Below are 26382 nucleotides of genomic sequence, written 5' to 3'. Positions count from 1 at the left end.
AGTAGCTGACCTGGCAGCGGCAGCAGGAAGTCCTTGACGCGCAGCGGGACGACCTCGCCTCAAGGATCTCTGACGTGGTCACGGCATCGGCCGCCATCCAGGTACTCGATGTGCCCCCTAGGTGAGGGCGCCACCCTCAGCTAACTCAGAGACGGTTCCGAGGTCACATTCGTCGAAGCCGTAGACGCAGACCGTAACACCATCGCCAGCGAGAATGACCCCGACGACTGGGTCCAACCCCTGGGCACAAGGTCCAATCCTTCCAGGGCGCGGCTCCGAGGAAGCATCGAGGCACCCGAGTTGCCCGTGGAGCGCTGGGTCGACATCGACATCAACGTCGCCATCAGCAAGGCGGCCGCACGCCTGGGTTAATTAGGGACGCTCCTTGCCGCGGCGCCACTGCACCGCTTCGCCGATAGCATGGGGCGTGCCCACTGGCGCGCCGGCGGGCGGGAACCCCTATAGGCGCTAGCGTGGGCACCTACGTTGGATCAATCGGACTTCATGCCATAAGCCATGCCATAAGTCACGCAGGACCATCTACTGCATGTCGAGTAGTCCGTCAGGCAATGCGGCCAATGGATATGCCTGCCTGATTCCGGGCCGGATCTCCAACTGGACGACCAGCATGTGCGCTGGCAGTACATACCACGCGCATCCCCACTGCCGGTTCAATAGTTCGCTCCGCCTCACTCCACGCGTTAAACCAAATGGGTCATAACGTTTTAAGTGCAGTTGAACACACAGCTTGAGATACCGCATGTCGTCCTATATGACAACCAGCAGAGAGAACAACACGAAAGGCAACGTGAGTCCCCATACGACTCCATGCGCGACCTGAAGCCTGGCGTTAGGCATCAGGTCCAACGGTGAGTACGGCGTGTCCTTCAATGACCCGCCCGACAGGACGCACCGTGAGCCTTCTTATGCGTGTCACTGCCATCAATCACGCGGAAGTGCACATAGCCTTAAAGGCAGGAAAGCCAGCCACCCACCACGTAGGGAGAGTCACCGGCCGATGGCACGATCACTGCAAGTCCCAGTTACCCCGAAAACCCTCGAAACACGGGCAATTGACCGGGTCATTTCCCTGGCGAACGGCAAAGGGGGAGTGGGGAAGACCACGACTGCAGCCAACGTTGGCGGGTACGTCGCGCTGGCCGGCTCCCGCGTCCTGATGGTGGACCTGGACCCACAGGGTGACCTGGCTCGGGACCTCGGCTATGAACGTCAGGGCGGCCGGGAACTGTTCCAGGCACTCATTGCCGGGACCGCGCCGATGATCCTCCGGAACGTCCGCGAGAACCTTGATGTCATCCCCGGCGGGCAGGACCTCGAGGACATCCAGGGCATCATGCTTTCCCGCTCCAGCCGCTCCGATGCCGGTGACTTCGGGGACATGCTCTACGCCGTTCTGGCGCCGCTGGCGGACGACTACGACCTGATCCTGATCGACACGCCGCCGGGGGAGCGGATCCTCGTGGAGGGTGCCTTCGCGATCTCCAGTGCAGTCGTCATACCCACCCGCTCCGACGACGCGAGTATCGACGGTGTGGAGCGCATCGCACGCCGCTTCATGGCCGTCCGGGACCGGAACCCGAACCTGCAGCTGGCCGGCATCGTCCTCTTCGGCGTCGGACCGCGTTCGCTTCGCCTGGAACGCAGCGTCCGTGACACCCTCGAGGAGATGCTGGGTACCGTCGCACCGGTCTTCGAGACTCGGATCCGGAATCTGGAGAGCGCCAGCGCCGACGCCCGCCGCAAGGGCCTGCTGTTCCATGAGCTGGAGGGCGCAGTCACTGACGCCCAGAAGAAGCGCCTGAAGGCACTGCGGGCGGGGGAGAAGCCGACTGACGGGTTCTTCTCGCGCAACGCCGGGGGACTGGCTGAAGAATACGAGCAGCTGACCGGGGAGATCCTGGCCCGATTGAACGAGATCGAGAGCGGGAACCAGGCATGAGCGGTCGCCAGAGCCTTGCCGGGGCGTTCGCGCCCGTCGCACCCGCCCGCGGGGTAGCACTGCAGGGGCTGCTGCCTCCGAAGCGGGGGAGGGGCACCCAAGCGCCGGAAGCAACAACCCCCGACGAGTCCGTGAAGACCCCCATCCGGGAGCCGATGCAGGCACCGCCCGCCGTCGAACCCAGGCCCGAGGGGATGCAGGCGCCTACAGTCGAGCTGGCTCCCCCTGAAGTGGGGGAGGGGGATGAGCCGGAGCCGGCGTCAGAGCCCGCCGTCGCCCCGAAGGCCGCACCGCGGCAGCCGGCAGCCAAGAAGGCCGCTGCAGTACAGAAACCAGCACCAGTACAGAAGGCATCCGAGACGGTACCCGGCGCGCTGCGCAACGTCGGCGTATACCTGCCGCCGCAGCTGCTGGCGGACGTCAAGGATGCGGTCTACCAGGGCCGGACCACATATGCCGACCTCCTCATTGATGCCTTTGAGACTCTGACCGACGAGCAGATCGCGGGGGAGTTCACTGCTGATATAGAGCTGACCAGCTCAGGTATGCCCCGGCGCGCACCCCGAAAGAGGGGAGAGGCAGGCATTCAGATACAGTTGCGACTCGACGGGCTGCAGGTTGCCTGGCTGGATGGGAAGGTCACCGAATTCGGTGCCCCGTCACGGAGCGGCCTCGTCTCGGCCGTCTTCAGACTCCACACCCAAGCGGGTCCAGCAGCGGGGGAGTGAGGCTACACGCCCGAGTGTGAATTCCGGCCTCACTTCCCATAGTCCTTATGGCATGAAACTGTGCGCTGCAGGAATTCGGTCCTGCGGTGGGGGAGTGGCTGCCGAAGCGCAGACCTTCGGCGTTGGCCCTACCCGGCTCTGCTGAACGCAATGTCGGAGAGAGCCCAGTCATCGGGCGGGCCCTCGAAGGCTTCCCATGGGTAGTCCTCCCCGGGAGAGAGGAGCTCGGCGACGGTGTTGACGTTGCTGGCAAGCCATTCGCGCCAGATGATCCGCTCGATCCGGTAACGCTGCAGCTGCGCAGCGACGGCTTCAAGAACCCCAAGGTGTTCGGCGAGCTGCTTCAGCGACGTCGCTGCCACCACCGACCAGGACTTGCCGGCGTTCCGTGTCACCAGGTTCCAAGCGGCGAGTATTTCCAAGGCTTCGTTGACCGCTGAGCGGGAGAGCCGGGTGACCCGGACGAGGTCGGTGATCGGCAGTGCGGGGGAGTGCTCCAGGGCTTCGTAGACGAACGCGGCCGGCAGGCCCAATTCCCGGAATGCCGGGCGCAGGGCGTGGATTTTGCCTTTCTGCCAGGACGCGTCCTCGGCCGCGGTCTTCAGCTCTTCGGGGACGGTGAGCATGTACAGATCGCCCTTGGTCCCGCGGGCTTCCTCGACCAGGGTGATGAGGGGGTCCTTCTCCGCCCGGAGGGCCTTCAAGTGCAGGGCCACCGTGGTGTGATCGAGGCCGGTGGCCACGGCAATGGACCGAACCCCGAATTCGATGAACCGGGATGCTGTCATGTGGGCCGCCTCCCCCAGTGACCTCAGCACCATTCTTCGTGCCATTCCTATCCGGGATTCCGTGTAGTTCACCTCCCTGATTCGTAGCGCATTCCGCCAGGTCCTGATGAACCGATGCTCAGCATCGGGGTTCGAGTTTTGGTTCAAGCCCTTTAGTGCTGGGCGCTGTGTATTTGGTGGGCTTGTGGGGGATCTGCGGACATTGTTATTCCCGTCCCCGGTTGAGGGGTTTTTGCTCAGGTAGTTGACCGCATTGATCCAGTCCCTCCGCAGTGCAGGGACCCGGTGGCGGGAGGCATAACGGGCATAGAAGGAGGCGAGCCCTGGCCAGGTCCCCTGCATCATGCGGCGCTCCACATCCAGGAGCTGGAGGCCGGCGGCCGCGGCCCCGGTGACGATCGCCTGGCGGGCATCCGAATCGGTGGCGTACCGGTTCGTGTCGTAGAGCCCGGTCTGGGCCATCAGCTGCATGACGCGGGACATACGGCGGGCCGGGTGCGTGACGGCCGGCGCATCCTCGGCCACGGGAGTGAAGGTCGTCTCGAGGCGGACCGCACGGACCGCGTTGATCTCCCCCGCCAGGTCAGCGTTCATAGCCGCCCAGATGCCGGCGGAGTTGGGCCGGCGGGCGACGTCGTAGGCCATGGACAGGCTCATCGCGAGTTCTTGGTGGCCGCCGCGCTTGTGCGGGGAACCGGGTGTGCGCATGCAGCCGTGGAGAAGGTTCTGGTGCGGGGTCTTGTCCAGGGTCCGGTACCGGGTGCCCAGCGCCTCGACAAGATCACGCGCTTCAGCGAAGGTGACCCGCTGTTCCAGCGGGATGTAAACGTGGCGGCCGCCGTTGGGGGAGTAGTCCTCAATCCAGCGGGCCCCGACCGAGTGCAGCCACCTCTGGACGGCCCGGACGTCGGCGAGAACCCAGTCGATGCCGGCTACCGAGGAGTCGAAGTCGAGGAAGATCGCGGCGCAGGTGCCGTCTTTTCCGAATATCCTGACGGCCGCAGGGAATGTGGGCAGCGCCTCAGTGAGAGCCCGCTCGTGCTTCTGCGGGTAGTTCTTTCCACCGTCTCTGGAGAGCCGAACACGCGGCTGACCTGCGAGGATAGGCGCCAAAGCGGCCCACGCGTCAGCGGGCGAGCATGCCGAGTAAGAGTTGCGCGACACGCCAGCGGCAGATATAGCTGGCGGCGCACACGATTGTCCATGTACGATGACTTTGTTCCTGTTCAGGGAATAGCAAAGGGCCGATCCTGCCAGATCGGTTTCATAGCAAAACTGAAGGACCTGAGAAGGTCCATCTAGGATTTACGAACTGTCTCGCCGGCAAGCAAATCCAGTTCGTGAATCAGAAGCTTCGAAGGCCCGCCTAGTGCGGGCCTTCAACTTTTTAAGAGGCTAATGCGATGGGGAGCTCCTGCTGGTACTCGTGCTGATCAAGTGCCGCCAGGTCAGACTGCAGCTGTGGTTCCACTGCCGACAGGACGTACTCGGATACGGTTAGGCCTTTGGCTGCTGCGACCTTGGCAATGCCGTCAGCGGTGCATTCCGGGCTTCGGAAGCCAATAAATTTGCGCAGGCCCTTGCTGGGGCGCCCGCCGCCTCGATTAACTGCTACTGCCGTCATGTGCTTAGTCCTTTGAATCTCATACCGGAGCCGTAGAGCCGGTAGTGCTTCATTGTTCGTTGGTGCTGCAGCTGCTGCCGGATATAAACGAATCCTTCATGCGGCTGTCTTGAAGCTACCACCACGGAATTACAAGTTCGGGTATTTGTTTTCAGAAAACGGCCGCGTGTCGCGTTTTTCTGAAACGATTGAGTCCAGTGTCGGGCCGACGACATTGGAGCTGCGCCGCATACAAACGGGCGTGAACACATCAACCCGACACCGCGTCGACAAAGGCGCCCCGACCACGAACACCAACTTCGTCGCCCAGCGCCTCGGTGAGTTCGGCTTCGCCGGCCACGTGTCCGCCGAAGAGATCCCCCAGGTCACCGCCGAGCTGAACGCTTCGCCAGCCTTCCGGGATGAAAACATTACCGCCGTCGCCCACCGGGTCCATAACGACACGGCCGGACACATTGACACAGTCAGCTCTTTGGCTTTTGGTGTCCCAAGTCTCTTCGATAGGCAATACCCCCTGTTGCATCCCATCAAGCTTGTTGGACGCCCTTCCGCGCGGTCTATCAAAGCACCAACGTACTCACCGAAGGACATGTTGTACCGCTGCGTTGCCGGCCAGGCTCGGTAATGCTGGTCTGGCAACACAAGGCAGTTCAGCGGTGCCTTGTTCCCAATAAGCTTGGGCACGCGGTATTCCTCCATGTGTGCGAACCACCTTCCCCCGGCTTCAGGGAACTGTAGCTATACAGGACGTGTTGGCCGGCGGCATCGACTTGAATTCCCCAAGAACTCAAGTAAGCGAAAGCCTACAGACATGCTCCGCACATGCACAACTCAGTAGTTACTCATGGCCTATACGCTATGAATGTCATCAGGTAAAATTTTGTGTCAGCTGTCCGCCTGCTCTGTGTAGTGGCCGCACCATAAGCAGCTGACCTTGGCTGAAGGAGCTTTAACGATGGGAAATGGGGCCCGCAGCGTGTTCCTTACGCAACAACAGAAGAAAGAGCGCCTAGCCGATCGCATGGGCATCCTGGTGGATATCTGGGAGTCGGACAACAACGCGGCGCTCACTTACCCTCATGTGGAAGAAGCACTTTCGACCCACGGAATCCAGCTGTCGCGAACACGGTGGTCATACTTGATCAATGGCACTGGCAGCCTGGTGACCGACCAGGAACTCCTGAAGGGCATCGCAGAGTTCGTTTTTGCCGTACCGGCCAGTTATCTCTGTGATCTCAACAGTGAGACTCCTCCCGAGGTAGAAGCGCGGATGGAGTTCCTTGTGCAGATGCGCAAGCTCAAGGTGAAGAACTTCGCCGCGAGAAACTTGGGCGCGACTTCGCCGGAAACACTGCGGACGATCACAAGGATTATCGATGCGTCGATGAACGGTGAGGATGAATGACTCTCCCACCGGTTCAGGACAAGGTTCGGGAGTTGTGCGGTAACGGCACGACGTCGATGAAGGAAGTCGTCGAACGCTTGACCGTGATCTGCGAGAAGCCGATCAATCTGATCGAGTACAACGAGTCCTGGGGTGCGCTCACGGCCTTCAAAGCCGAATTTGAAGATCGCATAAACGTCTATTTCCCCCCGCAGAAGTCGCAGCAATACAAACTTCACTGCATCTACCACGAGCTCGGACACATCTACTTGGAGAGCATTCGGGTTGCCCTGGCTCTGCCGGATCTCTCTGAAGAGATGCTGAGGGAAACCGCGGACGCAATTAGTGTCACCTGCCGGTCCGTTCCGAAGCATCCTGTCGAACGGTGGGTGGAGGATTTCGCTTTCGAGATGTCGAAGAAGTCCCGTTCACGCAGCTCGTCCGATCCTGATCCTTTTCTCTGATAGACCATGAAACTGTTGCTCTTTGCGCTGCTCAGTGCCTTATGCCTCCTTCGGATCCCATCGGTGGTCAAGGTGGCGGAGTCCCGGGCCTCGTGGGTGGCATCGATGTTCGGCCTCGCGGCGCTCTATGTCCTGGGAACGGTTACACCGCTAGAAGATATCGACCGCTACCTCGGTGGCGTCAACGTGACTAACCTGCTTCAAGCCATCTTCGCGCTACTAGCGATCTTCTTCTTCAACGACAGCGTGCGGCGTTTAGCGAACGTGCCCATTGTCAGATGGACCTACTACGCGCCGTTGCTGAGCATTCCCATCATGATTGTCAGCTTCGCTCTGATTGAGGGCAAAGCTCCAACGGCTGCTGGCTTCATTGATACCCACATGGACCAGCTCGCAACTGCCGTGTACAGCGGCACGTACATGATCGCGTTGTTGTTCACCGTGCTCAGGATCATCTACATGCTTCGGCACAAGGCAAAGGGCCCGTACGCAACATTCTCTGCCGGCCTGATGGTGGTTGTGGTGGCTGTTTCATGCCACATTACATACGTGGTGCTGTTCCACTTCTCGCCCTGGGTCGCCCGAGCGATCGGAACTTGGTTTGACCGCCTTTTCTATGTAGGCCTCTCAGTGACGGCGGCAGGGTGGCTGATTCTTTTCCTATCGAAGCAGCTCCCGAGGTTGCGTCTCTGGATGATCGATGCTCTGTGGCTGACCGCATTGAGGATGCGGGTTAATGCAGATCGATCACGAGTCAGTCCGGCATGGGACCTATTCAATGAAACGCTCGAAAATGGCGTCTATAAAAGCCTCATTGTGTTGCACAACTACGAGCGGGTGAACTTGATGGACTTCCCGGAATCTGTTCAGGGCAGGATCAGCCACATTGAGGCCAAGCTAGACACGCAGACCTAGCTCCGCTCAGTCAAGATCGTCCTGCTGACCCAACTCGTAAGTTCCCTGGTGAAGGTAGAAGGCGAGGCATTCCACTCCTGGGTGTGGTGAGCCTCGGGCAGTGAAATCAAGGTGACGGTGGCCGGATTCGCACGTTGGAACGCGGCCGAGATCTCCCACGGAACCTCTAGGTCTGCGGTCGAGTGCAAGACCAAGGTCGGGACTTTCACCCGGTTAGGTATGTCCACCCAGTCAAGCGCATCGAAATCGATCGGTTCCTCCAGCCCGAGCATCCTCGCGAATGAGGGAGCCTGCAACAGACGCATAACAAGGCCGGCACCAATCGCCGGCACCCCGGCCCGCACCGCCCCTGCGGAGATGGCTTTACGCCAGCTCGTGACAGGACCTACCAGGACAAGCCCTACGATCCGGTCCCGGTGGGCGCTGCGCTCCGCTGTGAGCAGGGCAATGGTCCCACCCATTGACCAGCCGGAGAGGATGATGCGCCTGGCTCCACGAGCGACGGCATAGGACACAGCGCTATCCACATCACGCCATTCCGTTTGCCCAAGGTGACTCGATTCCGCCTGTGGTGGGCTGACCTCGGCGTCGCTGCGAAATGTGGGAACCAAGGACGTGAATCCCAATGAACTGAAGGCGTGGACATCTCGGAACATGATCGATCGGTCGGTCCAACTGCCATGGATATGGATCACCCATACGTCCGTGTCATCAGCTTCAAATAGCCATGCAGGCGCCGCGCCATAGGCGGTCGGGATGTCCACCTCCTCGTAGCGTCCACTGACAGCAGAGGGTTCGAAGAACACATCCGGGGTCCAATCGACGATGGGCCCCAGACCTCCCGTCTCGGAGCCACACGGATCAATCCTCCGTTCTACGTACTTTTGATCCTCATTGATCAGCGTGACCTCGCCGACTCGCGTGTACTTCTCCGTCACGGGGTCGAACACCCCGAAGTCGCCCGGGGCTTTGGTGTAGTCATCCAAATCGATGCGGATTCCTCGTCCGTCTTCCAGCACCTCGGCCCGGCGATAGTCCCTAGGGCCCCGCTTGACGATCTTGCGGGCCATGACGACAGCGAACCCCGCTAGCCCGGCCGCCGGCACAAGGAACGCCACGCAGGCCAGGATGCGCCGTGGCGTCAGCATTAGGTCTTCATCCTCCAGGTCTGATCAAGGCAGAACAACGGAACCCAGACATCGTAACGTCCATCATTGCCTGATACAGGCATAAACCATGCTCACTACATGCGTTGCACATGTACACCGAAGGCATGTAACGTGCTTAGGGAAACAAGAAGGTATTGCTCTTTGACAAGCTTGTTATGAACAGCGGGGGCTCATCTGCCGCGGAGATAGTTGACATAGGCAGGAAGCATCTCGAACTCCACGGCGTCAATATTGGCCTCGTATTTAACGCGCTTGCCGTGCCGTTGGCCCGCGGGGAAGTCGGCCACGACAGCACCGGTAGCTTCGAGCGCTTCCAGGTGGTGTTGGAGGCTGGGCCGGGTCAGCGCCTTGTTGCCGTCCAGGACTATTCCCCTGAGGATTTCGCCGGTGGTGCAGGGGCCGTTCTGGTGCAGGTAACGCAGGATGGCCGCGTGGGCTCGGTTTCCGAGAACTTCGATGGCTGCCTCAACCTCCTGCGGGTGGTTGGGCTGGATGAGGCGCGGCATGCGTCCATCTTGCCCGATTATTCGGATAGCTCTGAGTCGCAGAACAAAGCGTATCGCTAAGTGATGAACTTTGAGCTACAGTCAAATTGCGGGCCTCCTTCGAAAGAAGGACGTGCGGCGTCACTTTCGGACGAGATCCTGCAGCCCGAAGAGATGCGACTCCTGGGCGAGTGGACATGACAAGCAGCTTGGTGGGAACGAGAGGGTGCTGGCAGTAGACGGGGAAGCGATGCCCAAGGGGGAGGGACAGTTTTTGAAGAACAAGCTGCCGTTCGATACACAGTGGCCGCTGGAAGCGCGCCGGCTGCAAGATGGCAGCCCGCGTCGGTCTGCTTACCAAGTTCGTAGAGGCTTCCGTTGCTGGGTGCTCGCATTTGCTGGAGCCACCTCATGAGCCAACGCAAATCTTTGGGTCTCGTGGCCCTTGTTGCGGTCCCGAGCCTGTTCTTCGGGCTGGTCTTCTCCATGATCCTTTTGTTGGCCCCGGCTAAGCCTGCTGCTGCTGACTGTGGCCCGGTCTCGGTCGTAGTGGACGGGAACACGAAAGTCGACGGGTACACGTCGGAGCAGTTGCAGAATGCCGCGGCCATCATGGGTGCCGGCAGGTCACTGAATCTGTCGGCCAACGGGCAGATCATCAGCGTCATGGTGGCTCTGGGGGAGTCGGGCCTGCGGGTGCTGGATACCGGTGACGGTGCAGGCCCGGACTCACGCGGCCTGTTTCAGCAGCGCGACAACGGCGCGTGGGGTTCCTATGCAGACCGCATGGACCCCACCACGAGCGCCACCAACTTCATCAAAGCCCTGAAAGGCGTGGCCGGCTGGGAACTGTTGGAACCGACCATTGCCGGCAACAAGGTCCAGCGCAACGCCGACCCCTACCACTACCAGAAGTACTGGCCCGAGGCCGTCAAACTCGTCCAGGTGCTCTCGAACTCAAAGTTCTCCCTGCAAGGCAGCGACTGCGCCATCCCCGGACAATCCGGCGCGGGGGATGACTACCCGTGGAAGAACTCACCGACCTGGCTGCAGGTGGGTGCTAATGACGCCAGCACTTCCCCACTGAATCTGTATTACCGCGAGTGCGTGGACTTCGCCCTATGGAGGGTGAACCAGCAGATGGGGTCCACCGGCGCACCGTTCAAGTTCCTCAACGGCACCTTCCGCCCTGACGGCCAGAGGTTGGGATCGGCCCTGACCTGGAAGGCCGGCTGGGATGCCAAGGGCTGGGCCACCGGCAACACGCCCCGGGTCGGGGCGGTCGTTTGGTACGCACCCGGTGCCGGGGGAGCGGACCCCAGCTTCGGCCACGTCGCTGTGGTCAAGGAAGTCAAGGACAACGGGACCTACGTCGAAGAGGGCTACAACGGCAACCCCGCCCCGGCAGACCACAGCTACTACACCCGGACGGTGGCCAACACTGTCCCCTCAGCTTTCCTGTATCTGCCTACCCAAGAGGAGAAGAAGTGAAAAAGCCCTTGTCCCTGCTGGCCGTGGCGCTGCTCTGCGTGTCCTGCGCACCGGTCGCGAACACGACGCCGGCACCGGCGGCAGCAACCAGCCAGCCCACAGCGTCCGCCCCCGTCTCGCTGAGCGCCAACAGCGGACCCCAGGCGCCCGGGGGCACCATCCCGGCCGCCATCGGCATCACCTGGGATCAGGCCAGCAAGGACCAGGCGGTGGACGTCGCAGAGAACGCGATGACGGACTTTGCCCGCCCCACGGTGGAGGAAAAGCTGTGGGCCAATGACCTGGCCAGGTGGCTGACCCCGCAGGCCACCGCCGACTACTCGGCGGTCGACCCGGCCAACATCCCGGCATCCCGCGTCACTGGCCCCGCCACCCTGAGCGTCGATGAAGCCAACGGCTTCGGCGTCATGGCAGCGGTCCCCACCAACGCCGGGACCTACACGGTGCAGCTGCTCCGCACCGGCAAGGCCGCCCCGTGGAAGGTCAACCGGCTCACCCCGCCCGCGTCCTAACCGCCGCACCCCTCCATCCCACACACGTAAGGAAGAAGCTCATGGGTAGTACACCAACCGAGGTCATGGCCTTTCCCAACATCAGGGCCATCGTCCGCGACAATGGCACCGCCGAGGTCGTCGTCGCGGGCAACTCCCGCGTCGTTCCTGCCGGGGACTCCGTGCAGGAACTCCGCAGCAATGCCCTGTCCCTCGTCGTGGTCGAAGCGCAGACACTGCAGCGCCCCGTCCGGGTCCAGATCGAGGACCCCGAAGGCCACGGCGAACTCATCGTGCACCCGGACAACAAGATCGAATCCGTCTCCTACGATCCCGCTCCGGCCCGCCGCCGGGCAGAAGCCCCCGAAACCACCCCCGCGACCGTAGCGCCGGCCGTCATTGATACCGTCCCCGCACCCGCACCGGAGCCCGCGGCCCCTCCTGCAGAGTCAGCGCCAGCTCCTGCCCCTGCAGCGCCAGTGGACGCCCAGCCGTGGCCGCCCGCCCCCGCGACGGCCACCCCGGAACCGCAGACAGCTGCCGTTGTAGAGGAAGCGGCGCCGACGCGGCGCAGCCTGAAGGAGACCTCGTTCCTGGTCAGCGCCCCGGTGCTAGAACCGGCCACCCAGGGCTGGCGCGGAACGCTCACGCGCCTGGGACTGCGGATGGACCCTTCCGAGGAAGAACTCACCGAACGCGAGGACATCCGTACGGTCAGCCAGCACTGGCCCGGCCCCCGCACCATTGCGGTGGTGAACCGCAAGGGCGGGGCGAACAAGACCCCCACCGTGGTCATGCTCTCGGCCATCCTCGCCCGCTACAGCGGCGCGGCCACGGTCGCGTGGGACAACAACGAGTCCCAGGGCACGCTCGGGTGGCGGACGGAAAAGGGCTCCCACGACCGCAGCGTCCTGGACCTGATCGACGCCTCCACCGAACTGCTCTCCCCGTCCACGAACGCCGCCGAAATCGCCAAGTTCGTCCACCACCAGACCGCGGACAAGTTCGATGTCCTGCGCTCGGATGAAAACGAGGAAGGCGACCACGAAGTCACCGCCGAGGAAGTCGACATCGCCCACCAGGTCCTCACCCGCTACTACCGGCTCGTGGTCATGGACTCCGGCAACACCGCCCGCGCCGCGAACTGGCGGCGGATGATCGACCACACCAACCAACTCGTAGTCCCGGTCACGGCCATCGAGGACCGCGCAGAAGCCGCACGGCTGACGCTGCAGACCCTGGAATCCCGGGGCGGGCACGACGCGGAACTGGCACGGAACGCCGTCGTCATCGTCTCCGAATCCACCGACGCCAAACGCAGCATGAGCGGCGAGGCCCTGAAGCGGGCCAAGGACGAGGCCCAGCGCATCGCTGACGGCTTCGCACCTTTCGTCCGTGCGGTCGTCCGGATTCCTTACGACCCGGCCCTGGTCAACGGCCCCATCCGCTACGAAGCCCTCCAGCCCGCCACCCAGCGGGCATGGCTGGCAGCCGCGGCTGCCGTCGCTACCGGCTTCTAATCCTTTCCTTCAAACGGACATCACCCGGAAAGGATGATGCATGAATCAGTCTCTGAACCCCTGGATCACCCGCCCGGCCACCGCCGACGGCGCGGACACGGCAGCTCCGGAGGCACACGTGCCGCCGGCGGCCGTGATCAGTGCGCCCCTGCGTGGAATGGTCGAACCCGACGCCGCAGACCGTTTGGCCAGCCGCACCGTCTCCGGCTCTGCCTCGCTGTGGATCACCGGCGCCCATGGAGGATCCGGTGAAAGCCGCACCGCTGACCTGATCGGCGGGGCACGGGTCACCGGTCACTGCTGGCCCGTCCTCCAGGACGGCAGCAAGCCCCGGGTGCTGCTGGTCTGCCGCGCAGACATCCGGGGCCTGACAGCTGCACAAGGCGCCCTGACGCAGTGGGCATCAGGCGCGGCACCCGCGGTTGATCTGTTCGGCCTCGCCATCCTGGCGGACGCACCCGGGAAGACTCCCAAGGCACTTCGTGACTTCGCCGCCATCGTCGGCGGGGGAGCCCCGCGGTTCTGGACCCTGCCCTGGGTCGAAGCCTGGCGACACGGAGACTCCACCACCACGCCGACGGTCCGCGAATATCAACGCTTCATCACTGACTTGGCCGCCCTGGCTACCGACACCACACCCCGCACCACCATCTGAAAGGTCTCACCATGAACTCCATCTCCGCACTTGCAGCAAGCGTCATCCCCAACCCAACCCCGGTTGTCCCGGAACAGGCAGGTGGCCTGCTCACGATCCTGAACTGGGCATCCGGCATCGGCCTGGTCCTCGGTGTCCTGGGCGTGATCATCGTCGGCATCGGCATGGTCATCCAGCTCCAGCGAGGCGAGGGAGCCCAAGCCATCGGCAAGCTCGGCTGGGTCCTGATGGGCTGCATCATCATCACCGGCGCCGCCGGCATCGTCCGCGCCTTCGTCTAAACCAGCACCAACAAAACGGGAGGTTCACCATGAGCCAATCAACAGAGAGCACCACCGAAAGCAATCCGTTCACCAAGCCCGGTTTCATCATTGCTGCCGCGCTGGTGGTCGCTCTGATTGCAGCAGCCGTCGTCATCTTCCTGCTCCCCAAAGGACAGGACACCGCCCAGCCTGCCCCCGGCACCGCAGCGCCGGCAAACTCCGCCACAGCCACCCCCACCGCCTCGGCCGCAGCTGGCAAGAGCATCTGCGGACTGCCCGCGTCCTCGGAAACGACGTTGGGATCGGCCCCGAAATCCAGGTGGGAGTTGGTGGGTCGCATGGCCACACCAACGGATCCCAAAACCTTCGGACCCGGGCTGACTGACGAGAGCGGTTTCCGGTCTTGCTTTGCTAACTCCCCAACGGGTGCCCTTTATGCGGCAATGAATGTCGCCGCACTTGGCTCGTCAGGAGCGTCGGATCTTGAGGTGAAGCTCGCTGACAAGCTGCTCGTGCCCGGCCCAGGAAGGGATGTTGCCTTGCGGGAATCGAGTGCAGGGGCCAGTTCTTCCGGGAATGGGACCACCATCCAGGTTCAAGGTTTTCTCATCAAGTCCTACACCCCGTCGGAAGCCAGCGTTGATCTGGCCTTCAAAACAGACACCGGAGCCCTCGGACACTCAACCTTGTCCATGCGATGGATGGACGGAGATTGGAAAGTGAAGCCCACCGATGACGGCGTGACTTTCAGCAATGTGTCACAGCTCAGGGATCTAAGCGGCTTTATCCTCTGGTCCGGAATCTGACATGGCCGAATGCAAGTGGGGGGACATAGGTTGCGGATTCGGGAACGCACTCCAAGACCTGAGTAACGACGCTATGGGAAATATGGCCAAGGCCATCATGGAGGGTATGAGCCAGATGGTGACGACACTGTCTACCTTCTGGGTGTCAATGCCCACGGTGAACCTGGCCAGCTCCGACCGCACAACGCCGAGTCCCATCGTCTCCATGGTGAACAGTGAACTGATGCTCTGGACCCTGACGCTGGCTGTCCTCGCGGTCATTCTCGGTGGCATCCGAATGATCTGGGAACAACGCGGAGCACCACTAAAGGATCTGCTGCGGTCCCTCATCACCCTGGCCTTGGTCTCGGGCCTTGGTCTGGGGGTCATCTCCATTCTGGTGATCGCCGCGGATGCTTTCTCGGCTGCCATCATCGACCGATCCACGGACGGTAAGGGTTTTGCCGAGTCGATGAGCCTCCTGGTCGTGACCGGCCAGACCGGGATCGGCGTGTTCATCCTCATCGTTCTGGGACTGATCGGTCTGATTGCCTCCCTCGTTCAGGTCGTTTTGATGGTGGTCCGCAGCGGGATGTTGGTGATCCTGGCGGGCATCCTGCCCACCACCGCGGCCTTCACCAACACCGAGATGGGGAGGCAGTGGTTCCAGAAAGCAGTTGGCTGGACTATCGCGTTCATCCTCTACAAACCTGCGGCAGCCATCGTTTACTCGGTCGCATTCCTCCTCATGGGTAACAACAGTGGGAAGGATTCATTGATCACTTCCATCACGGGCTTCACGTTGATGATCGTCGCGCTGTTCGCGTTACCGGCGCTGATGCGTTTCGTGACGCCGATGGTCGGGGCCGTCGCCTCTGGCGGGGGAGCGGGAGCTGGAGCTGCCGTTGGGGCCATGGCCACAGGCGCCGTATCAATGGGCCGCAGCGGGAGCGGTAAGGGCAATGCCGCTCCAACACCGGCAAGTACACAAAGCAACCAGTCAGGCGCATCTCCCAAGGGCAGCAACGGAACGCCTGGCCCGAAGGGAAATGGCGGCCAGCCGACGCCCGGGGCTACCGGTCCGGGCGGGGCCACCAGCGCCATGGCCGGCGCAGCAGGCACTACCGGAGCCGGGGCAGGAGCTGCTGCCGGTGGCGGTGCCGCGGCGGGTGCGGCGAAGGCCGCAGGCCCCGCTGGCATGGCCGTCGCCGTAGGAGCACAAGCAGCGTCCAAGGTTTCCCAGGCCGCACAACAGACCGCGCAGGATTCAACCGGGGAGGGCCCCAGTGGCAGCAATTAATACCGAATACAAGGAACCGTCCTACGGCAACTGGCGCGTCCCGCGCTCTGCCGGGCTGGGCAACCTCGGCGCTATCGGCACCGGCATTGTCATGGCCGGATTGTTGCTGGGCATCATCAGCTTCGCCATCTGGGGCCTGTTCCCTGGCCTTGCAGTCCTGGCCGTGGCCGGGGCGGCCGCCCTGTTGCTGACGGTCAAGGACAAGCACGGCCAGTCCGTTGTTGACCGTTTCGGAACACGGATGAGCTTCCGTCTCTCCAAGTCCTCCGGAACGAATCTCTACCGTTCCGGCCCCCTCGGCGTGACGGAGTGGGGCATGTACCAGCTGCCCGGCCTCGCCGCGAAGTCCACCCTGTATGAATTCACCGACTCCTACAAGCGCCCGTTCGCGCTGCTGCATGTGCCGTCCACCAGCCACTACACCGTGATTTTCTCTACCGAACCCGACGGTGCGTCCCTGGTGGACCCGGAGCAGGTCGATGCGTGGGTCGCGAATTGGGGCGGCTGGCTCGCCGGCCTCGGAGACGAAGCGGGCCTGGACGCCGCCGCCGTAACGGTCGAGACCGCACCGGATTCCGGCTACCGGCTCCGTAACGAGGTCACCATGAACATCGACCCGAACGCCCCGGATTTTGCCAAGAACGTGCTCAACGAGGTCGTCGACACGTACCCGGAAGGTTCGGCCACGGTCCGGGCCTGGGTCTCCCTGTCCTTCAACGCCTCCCTGCGGGCCGGATCGAAGAAGCGCACACCTGAAGATGTAGCCCGGGACCTTGCGTCCCGGATCCCCGGGCTGTCGGCCCGGCTGCAGTCCACCGGTGCCGGGATCGCCCGTCCGATGTCCGCGCAGGAGCTCTGCGAGGTCGTCCGGATCGCCTACGATCCGCCCGCTGCCCTGATCATTGACGAAGCGCACGCCGCCGGCTCCCCGGTGTCCCTGACCTGGGGCGAAGTTGGACCCTCCGCGACGCAGGCGGGATGGGATGACTACCGGCACGACAGCGCGTTCTCAGTGTCATGGACCATGACAGGTGCCCCGCGCGGGTCGGTGAACTCCTCGGTCCTGTCCCGGCTGCTGGCCCCGCACGGGGACATTGACCGCAAGCGGATCTCGTTGCTGTACCGCCCGATGGATTCGGCCCGTGCCGCGGCCGTGGTCGAACGGGACCAGAACAACGCCAACGTCCGCATCACCTCCGGGGGACGCCCGTCCGCCCGTGCCCTGGTCGATGCCCGCTCCGCCGTGCAGACCGCGCAGGAAGAAGCCCAGGGCGCCGGGCTGGTGAACTTCGGCATGGTCGTCACCGCCACCGTGACCGATAAGGAACGCCTCGCCGATGCCGTGGCCGCCGTGGAACAGACCTCCGGCACCGCCCGGGTGCTGCTGCGCCGTGCCTATGGCACCCAGGACACCGCGTTCGCCGCGTCCCTGCCCCTCGGGCTGGTCCTTCCCCAGCACAGCCTCCTGCCCTCCGAAATCAAGGACGCCCTGTAATGGCCCGCATGAAACTCTTCACCCGCCCCGCCAGGAAAGCTGCAGCACCGGTCAAAGCTGCGCCGAAGAAGAAGGCTGAGAAGGAACCGCGCCAGCCCGGGCCCTCTGCCCGGGGCTGGACCGGACGCGGCGGCGGGATGGCACAGCTCGTTCCAGCCGTGACGGAATACCGGGGAACCACGGTCCAGGTCTGCGGGCTCTGGCCGTTTTCCTCCGGGGCGTCCTCGCCCATGATCGGCGTCCCGCTCGGCCGTCACGAAGAAACCCAGGCCACGGTCTGCTGCGACCCGATCAGCTGGTTCCAGCGGGCACGCCTGATTTCCAACCCCTCGGCGTTCATCCTGGGCAAGCCGGGGCTGGGAAAGTCCACCGTGGTGCGCCGGATGTTCATCGGACTCTCCGCACAGGGCGTCCACCCCCTGATCCTCGGGGACCTCAAAGGCGAACACGTCAAAGCGGTCCAGGCCCTCGGTGGTCAGGTCATCAAGCTCGGTCGCGGCGTTGGCTACCTGAATATCCTCGATCCCGGCCAGGCCGTCGAAGCGGCGCAGCTGCTCGAAGACAGCGGCCACCATGAGGACGCCGCCCGGGTCCGCGCCGACGCGCACGGCCGGCGCCTGACCATGGTTGTCTCCCTGATCACCATCAGCCGGAACAACCCGCCCACCGATCAGGAACAGACGATCCTGGACCGTGCCCTGCGGGTCCTCGATGACCGGTTCGACGGTGTACCGGTCCTGAAAGACCTGCTCGACGTGATCATCTCCGCCCCCGATGAGCTGCGGCAGGTCGCACTGGACCGCGGCGACATGAACGTCTACCTGCAGGAAACCCGGGCACTGGAAGCAACCCTGCTCGGGCTGACCGGAGGCGGGAAGCTCGGAGAAATATTCTCCCGGCACACCACCAACCCCATGATGCGCGACCGCGCCGTGGTCTTCGATGTCTCCAGCATTGACGAGACCGAAACCGACCTCCAAGCTGCCATTCTGCTCGCGTGCTGGTCCTACGGATTCGGCACCGTCAACGTCGCCAACGCCCTCGCGGACGCCGGTCTGGAACCGCGCCGGAACTACTTCGTGGTCCTGGACGAACTGTGGCGGGCACTGCGCGCCGGCAAAGGCATGGTCGACCGGGTGGACGCCCTGACCCGGTTGAACCGCTCCGTCGGTGTCGGGCAGATCATGATTTCCCACACCATGTCCGACCTGCTCGCGCTGCCGGCAGAAGAAGACCGGATGAAAGCCCGCGGATTCGTCGAACGCTCCGGCATGGTGATCTGCGGCGGCCTACCCGCCTCCGAAATGCCACTGCTGACCTCAGCCATTCCGTTGTCCCGCCAAGAGCAGCAGAAGCTGATCTCCTGGCAGGACCCGCCCGCCTGGGACTCCCGCGGGCTCGACGTCGAACCTCCCGGACGCGGGAAATTCCTGATCAAGGTCGGCGGCCGCCCCGGAATCCCCGTCCTGGTGGGCTTAACGTCCCTTGAACAAGGCCCGGACGGCGTCAACGACACCGAAGGAAAGTGGCATGAGGCCCCGGAAACGCTCCTCGAGCCCATGACCCCTGACCTGCCCCTTGAAGGAGGTTCGCTGTGAGTGCACCGAACCGTAAAGGAATGGGCCTCGGGGATGCCCTGCTGGTCTGGTTCGCCATCGGCTTCATCGTCATCGTCGGCGGCGGGACCTACGCGGCCGTCCACCTGGGATCCTGGATGGCCGGCATCGACGCACCCCCCAAACATCCCATCGACCTGATCGCCGGACTGGTCAAGGGCCGCGTGCCGTGGCCCGTCCAGTCCACCGTCGCGGCCGCCCTCATGGTAGGCGTTCTCCTGGTCCTGGCCATCGTCGTGCTCGTGGCGTGGAGGAAGGGCGCGTCCAAGCGTGCCCGCGTTGATAAGGCCGCCCGGTATCTGGGCCGCGGCAAATCCCTGGCAGCGTTCTCCGAGAAAGGCGCGAGGGCAACGGCCGAGCGCCTGGGCGTGACGGACACTCCGGGCATCGTCGTCGGCAAGGTCGTCTCCACCGGCCAGACGTTTATTCAGTCCTGGGAAGACCTCAGCCTCGATATCTGGGGCCCCCGGACCGGTAAGTCCACCTCCCGGGTCATGCCCGCCATCCTGGACGCACCCGGCGCCGTTGTGTCCACCTCGAACAAGCGTGACGTGGTGGACGGCACCCGTGGCGTCCGCGAGCTCACGGCCCCGGTATGGGTGTTCGATCCGCAGAAGATCGCCCAGGAGGAAGCGCAGTGGTGGTGGAATCCGCTCTCCTACGTCACCGACGAAGAGAAGGCGTACAAGCTCACCCAGCACTTCTCGGTCGGTTCACGGGTCCCGGGATCCAAACCGGACGCCTACTTCGACCCCAAAGCCGAAGACATTCTCTCCTCGTACTTCCTCGCGGCCGCGCTCGGGGAGCTTCCCATCACGCAGGTCTACCTGTGGGTGACGGAGCAGGTGAACCGGGAACCGATCAACATCCTGAAAGAGCATGACTACGAGCTGCAGTACAAGGGCCTGGAGTCCACGCTGGAACTCGCGGACAAGCAGCGCGACGGTATCTTCGGCACCGCCGAGAAGATGATCCAGTGCCTGAAGTCCAGGAACACGCTGCGCTGGGTCGCGCCGATGGGTGGCGCGACGGTTGCCACGGATGCCCGCCGGCAGTTCAACCCGCACGCGTTCGCTGCCTCACAGGAAACGATCTACATCCTCTCCAAGGAAGGGGCCGGCTCCGCGTCCCCGCTCACCACAGCATTGACGGTAGCGATCGCTGAGGCAATGGAGGAACGCGCCGAACGCAACGGCGGCCGCCTGCCCAAACCAGCACTGTTCGCCCTCGATGAGTTGGCCAACGTCGTCCGCTGGGCAGCACTGCCCGATCAGTTCAGCCACTACGGCTCCAAAGGCCTGATCGTCATGGGCATCCTGCAATCCTGGTCCCAGGGCGTCGAACTCTGGGGCGAGGCCAACATGCGGAAAATCTGGTCCGCCGCGAACGTCAAGGTCTACGGCGGCGGCGTCGCTGAAGAAGGATTCCTCCGGGCACTCTCGGACCTGATCGGTGACTACAGCTACACCAACGTCTCCGTCTCGTCCGGCAAATCCGGATCCAGCCGTTCCCGGCAAGAGGGCAAGGAACGCATCTTCGACGTCTCCAACCTCGCGGAACTGGACCGCGGCCGCGCCGTTGTCCTCGCCTCCGGCGCACCAGCCACCCTGGTCCGGACCATGCCCTGGTACACCGGCCGGCACAAGGACGCCGTGGAAGCCTCCATCAAGAAGTACAGCCCCCGCCCGGAGGAACCCGAGCCCGTCCCGGTGCCCACTGCGCCGGTCTCTAATCCCTGGGTCACTGGGTAAGGAAGCAATCACTCATGGCAGATGATTTCGGATTGTTCGACACGGACACTCCCGCGCCCAGTCCCGGCGAGAGCGAGGACGAAAAGACCGAGAAGGCACCGGAGCTCGTCTATGGCTCGGCCGAGGAGTTCCTTCACGAGCAGCTGCTGCCCACGTACGTCCGCAGCGTGACGGGGAAGTCAGCGAAGTGGTGCATTGAGTGGTATTTCCACCCCGAAGCTGTCTCACGTGTCGCGGCGCTCTGGCGTTCCTGGGAGCACCTGCGACTCGACGCTGCCACCGGCATGAGCGTCTGGTGGCGCGACCACGCAGACCACCACATGAGAGTCCTCCTGGACCCACAGGGACCCTTCTACAACTGCGACATGAAAGAACACCGCGACCCCGACCACCTGGAACCAAAGATGGCACCAGCGGGCTGGTTCCCCGATGTCCGGTTGTCCGCCGGCCCGTAGGGCACGCTCAATTCGCAGCGCCGATAAGCATGCCAACGACGGCGATGAGGTTCCGGGCATCCATCTCCTCTGCAATGGCGTCGACTACGCCGTCATAGGGACTCGGCGCGGTCGCTGCCCGTAGATGGTTCTGGTTGCGGCTGCTCTCCCCGACGGCGCAGTTAGCTGGGTGAAGCGTTTTGGGTCAGCCCTGGACGCCGCCGGTGCAAACGGCGCCGGGCTCAGGGGTTTGAGGGCCTTGTCGGTACTTCGTGATGAAGGCCGCCAGACGCTCGTCTTCCGCGTTGTCGACGGAGAGCTGTTTTCCCCAGGCGGTAGCGGTCACCGGGGAGGCCTGGTCGATGACCGGGCTAAGCAGGAGGTAATCCTGCGTGCCGGCGATGCCGGTTAGCTCTGCGATCTGGTCTTTTGCCAGATCCGGCCGGTAGGAGAGCCACACGGCGCCGTGCTCGAGGGAGTGCACGGCCTGGGTCTGCTTAACAGGGGTTGTGTAGATGCCGCAGTTCGTCCACACCGGGGCGTGGTCCCCGCCCGTGGCCGGTGTCCGCGGGTAGTTGACGGGTTCGCGGGTGTGGTTCCTGGACTGGTCGGGGTAGTCCTGCTCGCCTTCCACCGGACGGGAAGCCGCTGCCTTGGTCTCTTCGCGCTGCCGGACCTCGCCGACGACCACGAAGGTCACCGCCGCGATGATGGAGCCGACCAGCACCGCGCCGGTGCCGTAGATCAGCCAGGCCCGCCGTCTCCGGGCAGCGCGCTGCTTGGCCTGCAGCGCCTTGAGAATCGCGGTGCGTTCCTCGGACGCCTTCCTCGGTGCAGCCATGGGGCTTTCTCGCTTTCTTCGGAGTCAGTGGTTACAGTGTGGCGCGCAGCTCTTGAAGGGCAGTGATTTCCGCGGTCTGGGCTTCCAGGATCCGTGCGGCGAAGTCCCTGACCCGGGCGGTCTCGGCGAGTCCGACGGCGGCCCTGGCCATGGCGATACCGCCCTGATGGTGCCGGATCATCAGGTCCGCGAAGAGCCGGTCGGCTTCGGGCCCGGCCGCGTTGCGCAGTGTCTGCATCTGGTCTGGCGTGGCCATCCCTTCCATGGTTCCTTCCGCGGCGCTCTGCCCGGTGTGCGTGGCACCCTGATGGGTGCCGCCTCCTGCCCGCATCCACGCCATCGGCGGGGTCGGTCCTGACGGGGACAGACCCCAGTCCTGGAGCCAGGCAAACATTTGGCCGTTCTGGTGCTGCTGCGTGGTGGCGATATCGTAGGCGATTGCCCGGATTTCCTCGTTGCCCGATTTGTCCCGGATCAACAGCGCCATCTCCACCGCCTGGGCGTGGTGTGCCTGCATGTCGCGGGCAAACCCGGCGTCCGCACCGGTGTCCGGCACGGCCTTGGGTCCGGCGGACAGCCGGCCGATGGCGAAGAAGGCTGCGGCGGTGAGGAGTGTGACGGCCACGAAGATGATCCAGAGGCGTTGGGGGAGACGCTCCGATGTTCCTGCCGGGTGTCTTCGCGGCGTCCCGGCGCGTGGTTCGGACCAATTGTCGGTCATGGTTGTATCCAGCCTCGGGGGTCGACGGTGAGCCCGTTGCGCACGACTTCGAAGTGGAGGTGGCAGCCGGTGGAGTTGCCTGTCGTTCCGGCTCCGGCGAGCCTCTGACCCCGGGCCACGTCAGCCCCGATGGTTGTCTCGATGGAGGAGAGGTGGTTATAGGTGCTTTTCATGCCGTTGCCGTGATCTAATACGATCCGGTTGCCGCCGCCGTTGGGGGACCAGCCGGCCTCCACGACAGTGCCCGCTCCGGCGGCGAAGACGGCCGTCCGGCATGCTGCCTGCAGGTCCAGGCCGGTGTGCAATTCCCCGGGTCCGCCTGTGATGGGGCTGGTGCGGAGCCCGAAGGGAGAGGTGACCGACATGGCGGCCAGGGGAGCGCCCAGGCCCTTGGAAGCCGGGGCCGAGGACACAACTGCCGCTACTTGGGCGGGCGCGGCGATGGTGGTGACATCTGTCCTGGGGAAGGTGAGGGTGGCCGCAGCGGACGCTTCGACGCCAGGGCCTGCTGTCTCGGGTGCCTCCTGCGCAGCTGCCGGTCCGGATATTTCATGTCCGAGCTGGGCGTGGGCGGCAGGGAGGCCCGTAGCGAGCAGCACCGCTGCCGCCAACGCCGACGCGCCGGGGATCCACCCGCGGCCAACCGGCCTGGCTTCGGCGCCGCGTGTGAAGTGGCGTCCTGCCGTGGCAGGGGCGGCCCGGTGGCGCCGGCGGTCGTTCGGTGTCGCCATGCGGCGTCCGCGGCGGGAAGGAACTGGCACGGGGATCCTTTCGGGTCGCCTGCGATCGACGGCCGCGGCAAGTAAAGCTGCCCCAGGCCCGGCGAATCGCGCACGCTCATGCGTGACCCGTGGCAGGCGGCCCGCCCGGGAAGCGGTATCGGAAGTTTTAGTACAGGAAATTCTGAATCAACGTTACAACCAAAGGCCTTCCGTTACAATTCTGTGACTATCCGGCCCCGTGCGTACCCGGGCTGGCGAGAGTTGTTCTACGGCCGGTAGAATTAAAGGACTGTGAATATCTTCATACGATCAGTTGACCCGGTCAAATTGCTCACCGCAGGGCCGGCCCCGGGCCGGGGCAGCCGCAATCGCACTGGCAGGCTGCGGAGCACAGGATGACCTTCCCGATCGGGCGCGGGCGGGGTCACAACAAGAAGTACATCGCCGGAGTCGGCTCCGTCAGCGAATACCCGCAGGAATCCCGGGGCGCCAACATTTCCCTCGGCTGCCGGCTATTCAGCGGGAAGCAATCTCCCCGAGGCCCGGGCCGGCAAGGCCGTTGTGCTGAACGTCCGGCATGTAGCCTGCAGTCCCGGCCGTGCCGAGCCGCCGGACCTGTCCGCATCCATAAGGATTCCAAAGACGAGGGCGTTCAGTTCTACGGGGTCAATGCCCGCGACGACGCCCGACCGCAGTGGCCTTCGAACGGACCTTCTCCGTGGGCTTCCCTCAGCTTTGATGACAATGATGGCGGCATCCTGCCGTCGATGACCCGGTTCGTCCTCCCACGGGCTGTCCCTGCGACCCGCGTTTTGGACAAGCAGGGTCAGGTCAGCGCCCGAATTCTGGGCATTTCCTCGAAAGCACCCTGAAAGCGCCAATCACCGCAGCAGCCGAAGCCTGGACGACCCCTCTGAGGGGCGAGCCAAATCATGATTGTCCGATATTGCTCAAAAGACCGCGGAATGGGCCCCTGCCGGCGAAAGGGGAAGGTACCCTGCCATGGTGGACTGGTCTCGCTGGTGGTGATGCCACCGTGCGCGCCGTACCGCGGATGGAGGCCCTCTCGGGTCGGCCACTCCATCATCAAACCCACGCCTCGGTCACGTCCGGGCACAAGCTCCGGGAGATGACATCATGACGGGAACATCAGCGGCTGTTGCCGATGCTGCAGTTTTTGTGGCCTTCCCCGTGGCGGCGGCCATCATCGGCTCGGTCATCGCCGTTCTGCGTCCCCCGGGCCCGAAGACCACCAGTGCTGTCCAGCATTTCGCCGCGGGGGTCGTGATGGCAGCACTGGCCGGTGAGGTGCTCCCGGACCTGCGGAACGAAGGAAGCCTGCCCTGGGCCATCGCCGGGTTCGTTGCTGGCACGGCGGTCATGCTGACTCTTGGCGCGCTCGGCCGGCGGCTCGAGAAGAAGCAGGAAACGCCCGGGTCCGGGCTGCCGGTGGGCTTGCTCGCGGCCGTGGGAATCGACCTGCTCCTGGACGGCATCCTCGTCGGCCTGGGGGCGTCGCTCGGTGCGCGACAGGGCCTGATCCTGACGATTGCTCTGACCATCGAAATACTCTTCATAGGCCTGTCCGTCACGATCAACCTGACCCGGAACGGCCTGTCGCGGACCCGGGCGGTAGCCACGACCAGCAGTCTGGGCCTGCTCACGGGCGTCGGAGCCGTTGGTGGAGCGGCTGCCCTCGGCGGTGCCAGCAACCAAACCCTGGCTCTGGTGCTTGCCTTCGGTGCCGCCGCACTCCTGTACCTGGTAGTCGAGGAACTGCTGACTGAGGCCCACGAGCACGCCGAAACCGCCTTCCTGGGCGCCATGTTTTTCCTCGGCTTCCTCACCATCTATGTCATGGCCGGCCTCTAGGTTGCCTTGGGATCCGGGCATTTCTGCATCCCCGGAGGATGCGGCCTTCTACCGTCCGGTCCGCCACGCCCCACTCTTACCCGGTCGTTGATAGATCCTGTCCCATGGCTAATATCTGAACAAATGATAATGTGTTCATATGAACACTCATGTTCGGCCTCTTCGAAGCCCCCGCGGGGTGTCCGGGCCCCGGTTGGCCGGCGAAGTGGCGCGTGTCGATGCCCTCCGTAATTCCTTGCCGTCCGCGGCCGACGTGGTGCGCCTCTCAGAGGTGTTCCGGCTGATGGCCGACCCCGGCCGTATCCGGATTCTGGCCGCTTTGCTTGAAGCGGGTGAGGTCTGTGTCCATGATCTGGCTTCGGTGAGCGGGCTCAGTGAATCCTCGGTGAGCCAGGCACTTCGGCTCATGCGGGCGCAGCGCGTCGTTGCGGGCCGCCGCGCGGGCCGACACGTTTTCTACCGGCTCGATGACAGCCACGTCAGGATGCTTCTTGATTTGGCCATCACTCACGTCGGCCACTCTCCGGCCACCAGCGCAGCCGTCCCGGCCGGTTCCGAACCAGCCATGCACCCTATCCATCAGGAGCCCTCATGAACGTTTTACCCGCCGCTCTGACCTGCCCCAAATGCGGGGCAGAAATGCGCCCCTACGAACGCAACGGCATCGTCATCGATCAATGCACCGGGTGCCGCGGCATTTTCCTGGACCGCGGCGAACTGGAGTCCCTGATAGATGCCGAAAGCTCCTTCTACGCACCACCGGTCCCCGGCCCGGGATTCGGCCAGCCGCAAGGTTCTGACCGCAGGGAGGGCCATCACGGTGGCCACGACGGCCGCGGTTCCGGCCACGGGGACAGGCGCGATGGCCGCAAGCGCGGCGGATTCCTCGGGGACCTCTTCGGGTAAGA

The 26382-nt window shown here is 63.9% G+C and carries 27 protein-coding genes; 19 read left to right on the top strand and 8 right to left on the bottom strand.

Annotated features, from left to right (window positions below; translation table 11 throughout):
* Positions 1-1018: 1018 nt before the first annotated feature.
* Together QCD75_RS05260 and QCD75_RS05255 are read left to right on the top strand one after the other, a co-directional pair.
* Positions 1019-1960 carry a ParA family protein gene (locus QCD75_RS05260; RefSeq protein WP_301226398.1) on the top strand — a complete coding sequence of 314 codons (942 nt, stop codon included), beginning with the start codon at positions 1019-1021 and terminating at the stop codon, positions 1958-1960.
* Positions 1957-2688, top strand: a complete 732-nt coding sequence (locus QCD75_RS05255; RefSeq protein ID WP_301226396.1) for a hypothetical protein — start codon at positions 1957-1959, stop codon at positions 2686-2688. Before QCD75_RS05260 ends, QCD75_RS05255 begins: the two co-directional genes overlap by 4 nt.
* 128 nt (positions 2689-2816) lie before the next feature.
* Here the strand turns inward: QCD75_RS05255 and QCD75_RS05250 are convergent, their stop codons facing one another.
* The 3 genes from QCD75_RS05250 to QCD75_RS05240 form a co-directional block, all read right to left on the bottom strand.
* Entirely contained in the window at positions 2817-4640 is a 1824-nt protein-coding gene (locus QCD75_RS05250) for a MarR family transcriptional regulator (protein ID WP_441005439.1), read from the bottom strand.
* A gap of 223 nt (positions 4641-4863) precedes the next feature.
* A complete protein-coding gene (locus tag QCD75_RS05245; RefSeq protein WP_223987982.1) occupies positions 4864-5100 on the bottom strand; it encodes a hypothetical protein in 237 nt (78 codons plus the stop codon).
* Between the two features lie 250 nt (positions 5101-5350).
* Positions 5351-5554 (bottom strand): hypothetical protein, encoded by a 204-nt coding sequence (locus tag QCD75_RS05240; protein ID WP_301226390.1) that lies wholly within the window; start codon positions 5552-5554, stop codon positions 5351-5353.
* A 480-nt stretch (positions 5555-6034) separates the two neighbouring features.
* Between QCD75_RS05240 and QCD75_RS05235 the strand changes: the two genes are divergently transcribed.
* From QCD75_RS05235 to QCD75_RS05225, 3 genes are read left to right on the top strand one after another with little or no spacing between them, the layout of a single operon-like run.
* Positions 6035-6505, top strand: coding sequence for a hypothetical protein (locus QCD75_RS05235; RefSeq protein WP_301226389.1), 471 nt, complete (start codon positions 6035-6037; stop codon positions 6503-6505).
* Positions 6502-6948: a hypothetical protein gene (locus QCD75_RS05230; RefSeq protein ID WP_301226388.1), complete on the top strand. Its 447-nt coding sequence runs from the start codon at positions 6502-6504 to the stop codon at positions 6946-6948. Before QCD75_RS05235 ends, QCD75_RS05230 begins: the two co-directional genes overlap by 4 nt.
* A 6-nt stretch (positions 6949-6954) precedes the next feature.
* Complete coding sequence (locus QCD75_RS05225) at positions 6955-7863, top strand: hypothetical protein (RefSeq protein ID WP_301226386.1); 909 nt, start codon at positions 6955-6957, stop codon at positions 7861-7863.
* Here the strand turns inward: QCD75_RS05225 and QCD75_RS05220 are convergent.
* Positions 7860-9011, bottom strand: a complete 1152-nt coding sequence (locus QCD75_RS05220) for an alpha/beta hydrolase family protein (protein ID WP_301226384.1) — start codon at positions 9009-9011, stop codon at positions 7860-7862. The two genes, QCD75_RS05225 and QCD75_RS05220, sit on opposite strands and share 4 nt — an antisense overlap.
* 191 nt (positions 9012-9202) lie before the next feature.
* Positions 9203-9538, bottom strand: coding sequence for a winged helix-turn-helix domain-containing protein (locus QCD75_RS05215; protein ID WP_301226382.1), 336 nt, complete (start codon positions 9536-9538; stop codon positions 9203-9205).
* Positions 9539-9928: 390 nt separating this feature from the next.
* On the opposite strand from QCD75_RS05215, the gene QCD75_RS05210 reads away from it, so the two are divergent.
* The 11 genes from QCD75_RS05210 to QCD75_RS05160 are packed head-to-tail and all read left to right on the top strand — an operon-like array spanning position 9929 to position 21339.
* Positions 9929-11008, top strand: coding sequence for a CHAP domain-containing protein (locus QCD75_RS05210; protein WP_301226380.1), 1080 nt, complete (start codon positions 9929-9931; stop codon positions 11006-11008).
* Complete coding sequence (locus QCD75_RS05205; RefSeq protein WP_301226378.1) at positions 11005-11520, top strand: hypothetical protein; 516 nt, start codon at positions 11005-11007, stop codon at positions 11518-11520. Before QCD75_RS05210 ends, QCD75_RS05205 begins: the two co-directional genes overlap by 4 nt.
* Positions 11521-11561: 41 nt before the next feature.
* Complete coding sequence (locus QCD75_RS05200; RefSeq protein WP_301226376.1) at positions 11562-13019, top strand: chromosome partitioning protein ParA; 1458 nt, start codon at positions 11562-11564, stop codon at positions 13017-13019.
* A gap of 40 nt (positions 13020-13059) precedes the next feature.
* Positions 13060-13674, top strand: coding sequence for a DUF6668 family protein (locus QCD75_RS05195; RefSeq protein WP_301226374.1), 615 nt, complete (start codon positions 13060-13062; stop codon positions 13672-13674).
* 11 nt (positions 13675-13685) lie between these two features.
* Positions 13686-13955, top strand: coding sequence for a hypothetical protein (locus tag QCD75_RS05190; RefSeq protein ID WP_123256201.1), 270 nt, complete (start codon positions 13686-13688; stop codon positions 13953-13955).
* 29 nt (positions 13956-13984) lie between these two features.
* The gene (locus QCD75_RS05185) at positions 13985-14743 is read left to right on the top strand and encodes a hypothetical protein (RefSeq protein WP_301226371.1); all 759 of its coding nucleotides are present in this window, start codon (positions 13985-13987) and stop codon (positions 14741-14743) included.
* A 1-nt stretch (position 14744) separates the two neighbouring features.
* Positions 14745-16022: a hypothetical protein gene (locus QCD75_RS05180; RefSeq protein ID WP_441005438.1), complete on the top strand. Its 1278-nt coding sequence runs from the start codon at positions 14745-14747 to the stop codon at positions 16020-16022.
* On the top strand, positions 16009-17517 hold the full coding sequence (locus QCD75_RS05175; protein WP_301226367.1) for an SCO6880 family protein: 1509 nt from the start codon (positions 16009-16011) through the stop codon (positions 17515-17517). Before QCD75_RS05180 ends, QCD75_RS05175 begins: the two co-directional genes overlap by 14 nt.
* Positions 17517-19115: an ATP/GTP-binding protein gene (locus QCD75_RS05170; RefSeq protein WP_301226365.1), complete on the top strand. Its 1599-nt coding sequence runs from the start codon at positions 17517-17519 to the stop codon at positions 19113-19115. The genes QCD75_RS05175 and QCD75_RS05170 overlap by 1 nt, the downstream gene beginning before the upstream one ends.
* Positions 19112-20884, top strand: coding sequence for a type IV secretory system conjugative DNA transfer family protein (locus tag QCD75_RS05165; RefSeq protein ID WP_301226363.1), 1773 nt, complete (start codon positions 19112-19114; stop codon positions 20882-20884). Before QCD75_RS05170 ends, QCD75_RS05165 begins: the two co-directional genes overlap by 4 nt.
* 14 nt (positions 20885-20898) lie before the next feature.
* Complete coding sequence (locus tag QCD75_RS05160) at positions 20899-21339, top strand: DUF4913 domain-containing protein (protein ID WP_301226361.1); 441 nt, start codon at positions 20899-20901, stop codon at positions 21337-21339.
* 184 nt (positions 21340-21523) lie between these two features.
* On the opposite strand, the gene QCD75_RS05155 is transcribed toward QCD75_RS05160, so the two are convergent.
* From QCD75_RS05155 to QCD75_RS05145, 3 genes are read right to left on the bottom strand one after another with little or no spacing between them, the layout of a single operon-like run.
* On the bottom strand, positions 21524-22159 hold the full coding sequence (locus QCD75_RS05155; protein ID WP_301226359.1) for a DUF3105 domain-containing protein: 636 nt from the start codon (positions 22157-22159) through the stop codon (positions 21524-21526).
* A 31-nt stretch (positions 22160-22190) separates the two neighbouring features.
* Positions 22191-22880 carry a DUF305 domain-containing protein gene (locus QCD75_RS05150; protein WP_301226357.1) on the bottom strand — a complete coding sequence of 230 codons (690 nt, stop codon included), beginning with the start codon at positions 22878-22880 and terminating at the stop codon, positions 22191-22193.
* Positions 22877-23641 (bottom strand): M23 family metallopeptidase, encoded by a 765-nt coding sequence (locus QCD75_RS05145; protein ID WP_301226355.1) that lies wholly within the window; start codon positions 23639-23641, stop codon positions 22877-22879. The genes QCD75_RS05150 and QCD75_RS05145 overlap by 4 nt, the downstream gene beginning before the upstream one ends.
* 1098 nt (positions 23642-24739) lie before the next feature.
* Between QCD75_RS05145 and QCD75_RS05140 the strand changes: the two genes are divergently transcribed.
* The 3 genes from QCD75_RS05140 (at position 24740) to QCD75_RS05130 (ending at position 26380) form a co-directional block, all read left to right on the top strand.
* The gene (locus QCD75_RS05140) at positions 24740-25474 is read left to right on the top strand and encodes a ZIP family metal transporter (RefSeq protein WP_301226353.1); all 735 of its coding nucleotides are present in this window, start codon (positions 24740-24742) and stop codon (positions 25472-25474) included.
* A gap of 139 nt (positions 25475-25613) precedes the next feature.
* Positions 25614-26069, top strand: a complete 456-nt coding sequence (locus tag QCD75_RS05135) for an ArsR/SmtB family transcription factor (RefSeq protein ID WP_367400630.1) — start codon at positions 25614-25616, stop codon at positions 26067-26069.
* On the top strand, positions 26066-26380 hold the full coding sequence (locus QCD75_RS05130; protein WP_301226349.1) for a zf-TFIIB domain-containing protein: 315 nt from the start codon (positions 26066-26068) through the stop codon (positions 26378-26380). Before QCD75_RS05135 ends, QCD75_RS05130 begins: the two co-directional genes overlap by 4 nt.
* The last annotated feature ends 2 nt before the right edge of the window (positions 26381-26382 follow it).

Origin of the sequence: Arthrobacter sp. PsM3 (assembly GCF_030433895.1) — a bacterium.
Classification (GTDB): domain Bacteria; phylum Actinomycetota; class Actinomycetes; order Actinomycetales; family Micrococcaceae; genus Arthrobacter.
This window is presented reverse-complemented; position numbering and strand designations above follow the sequence as displayed.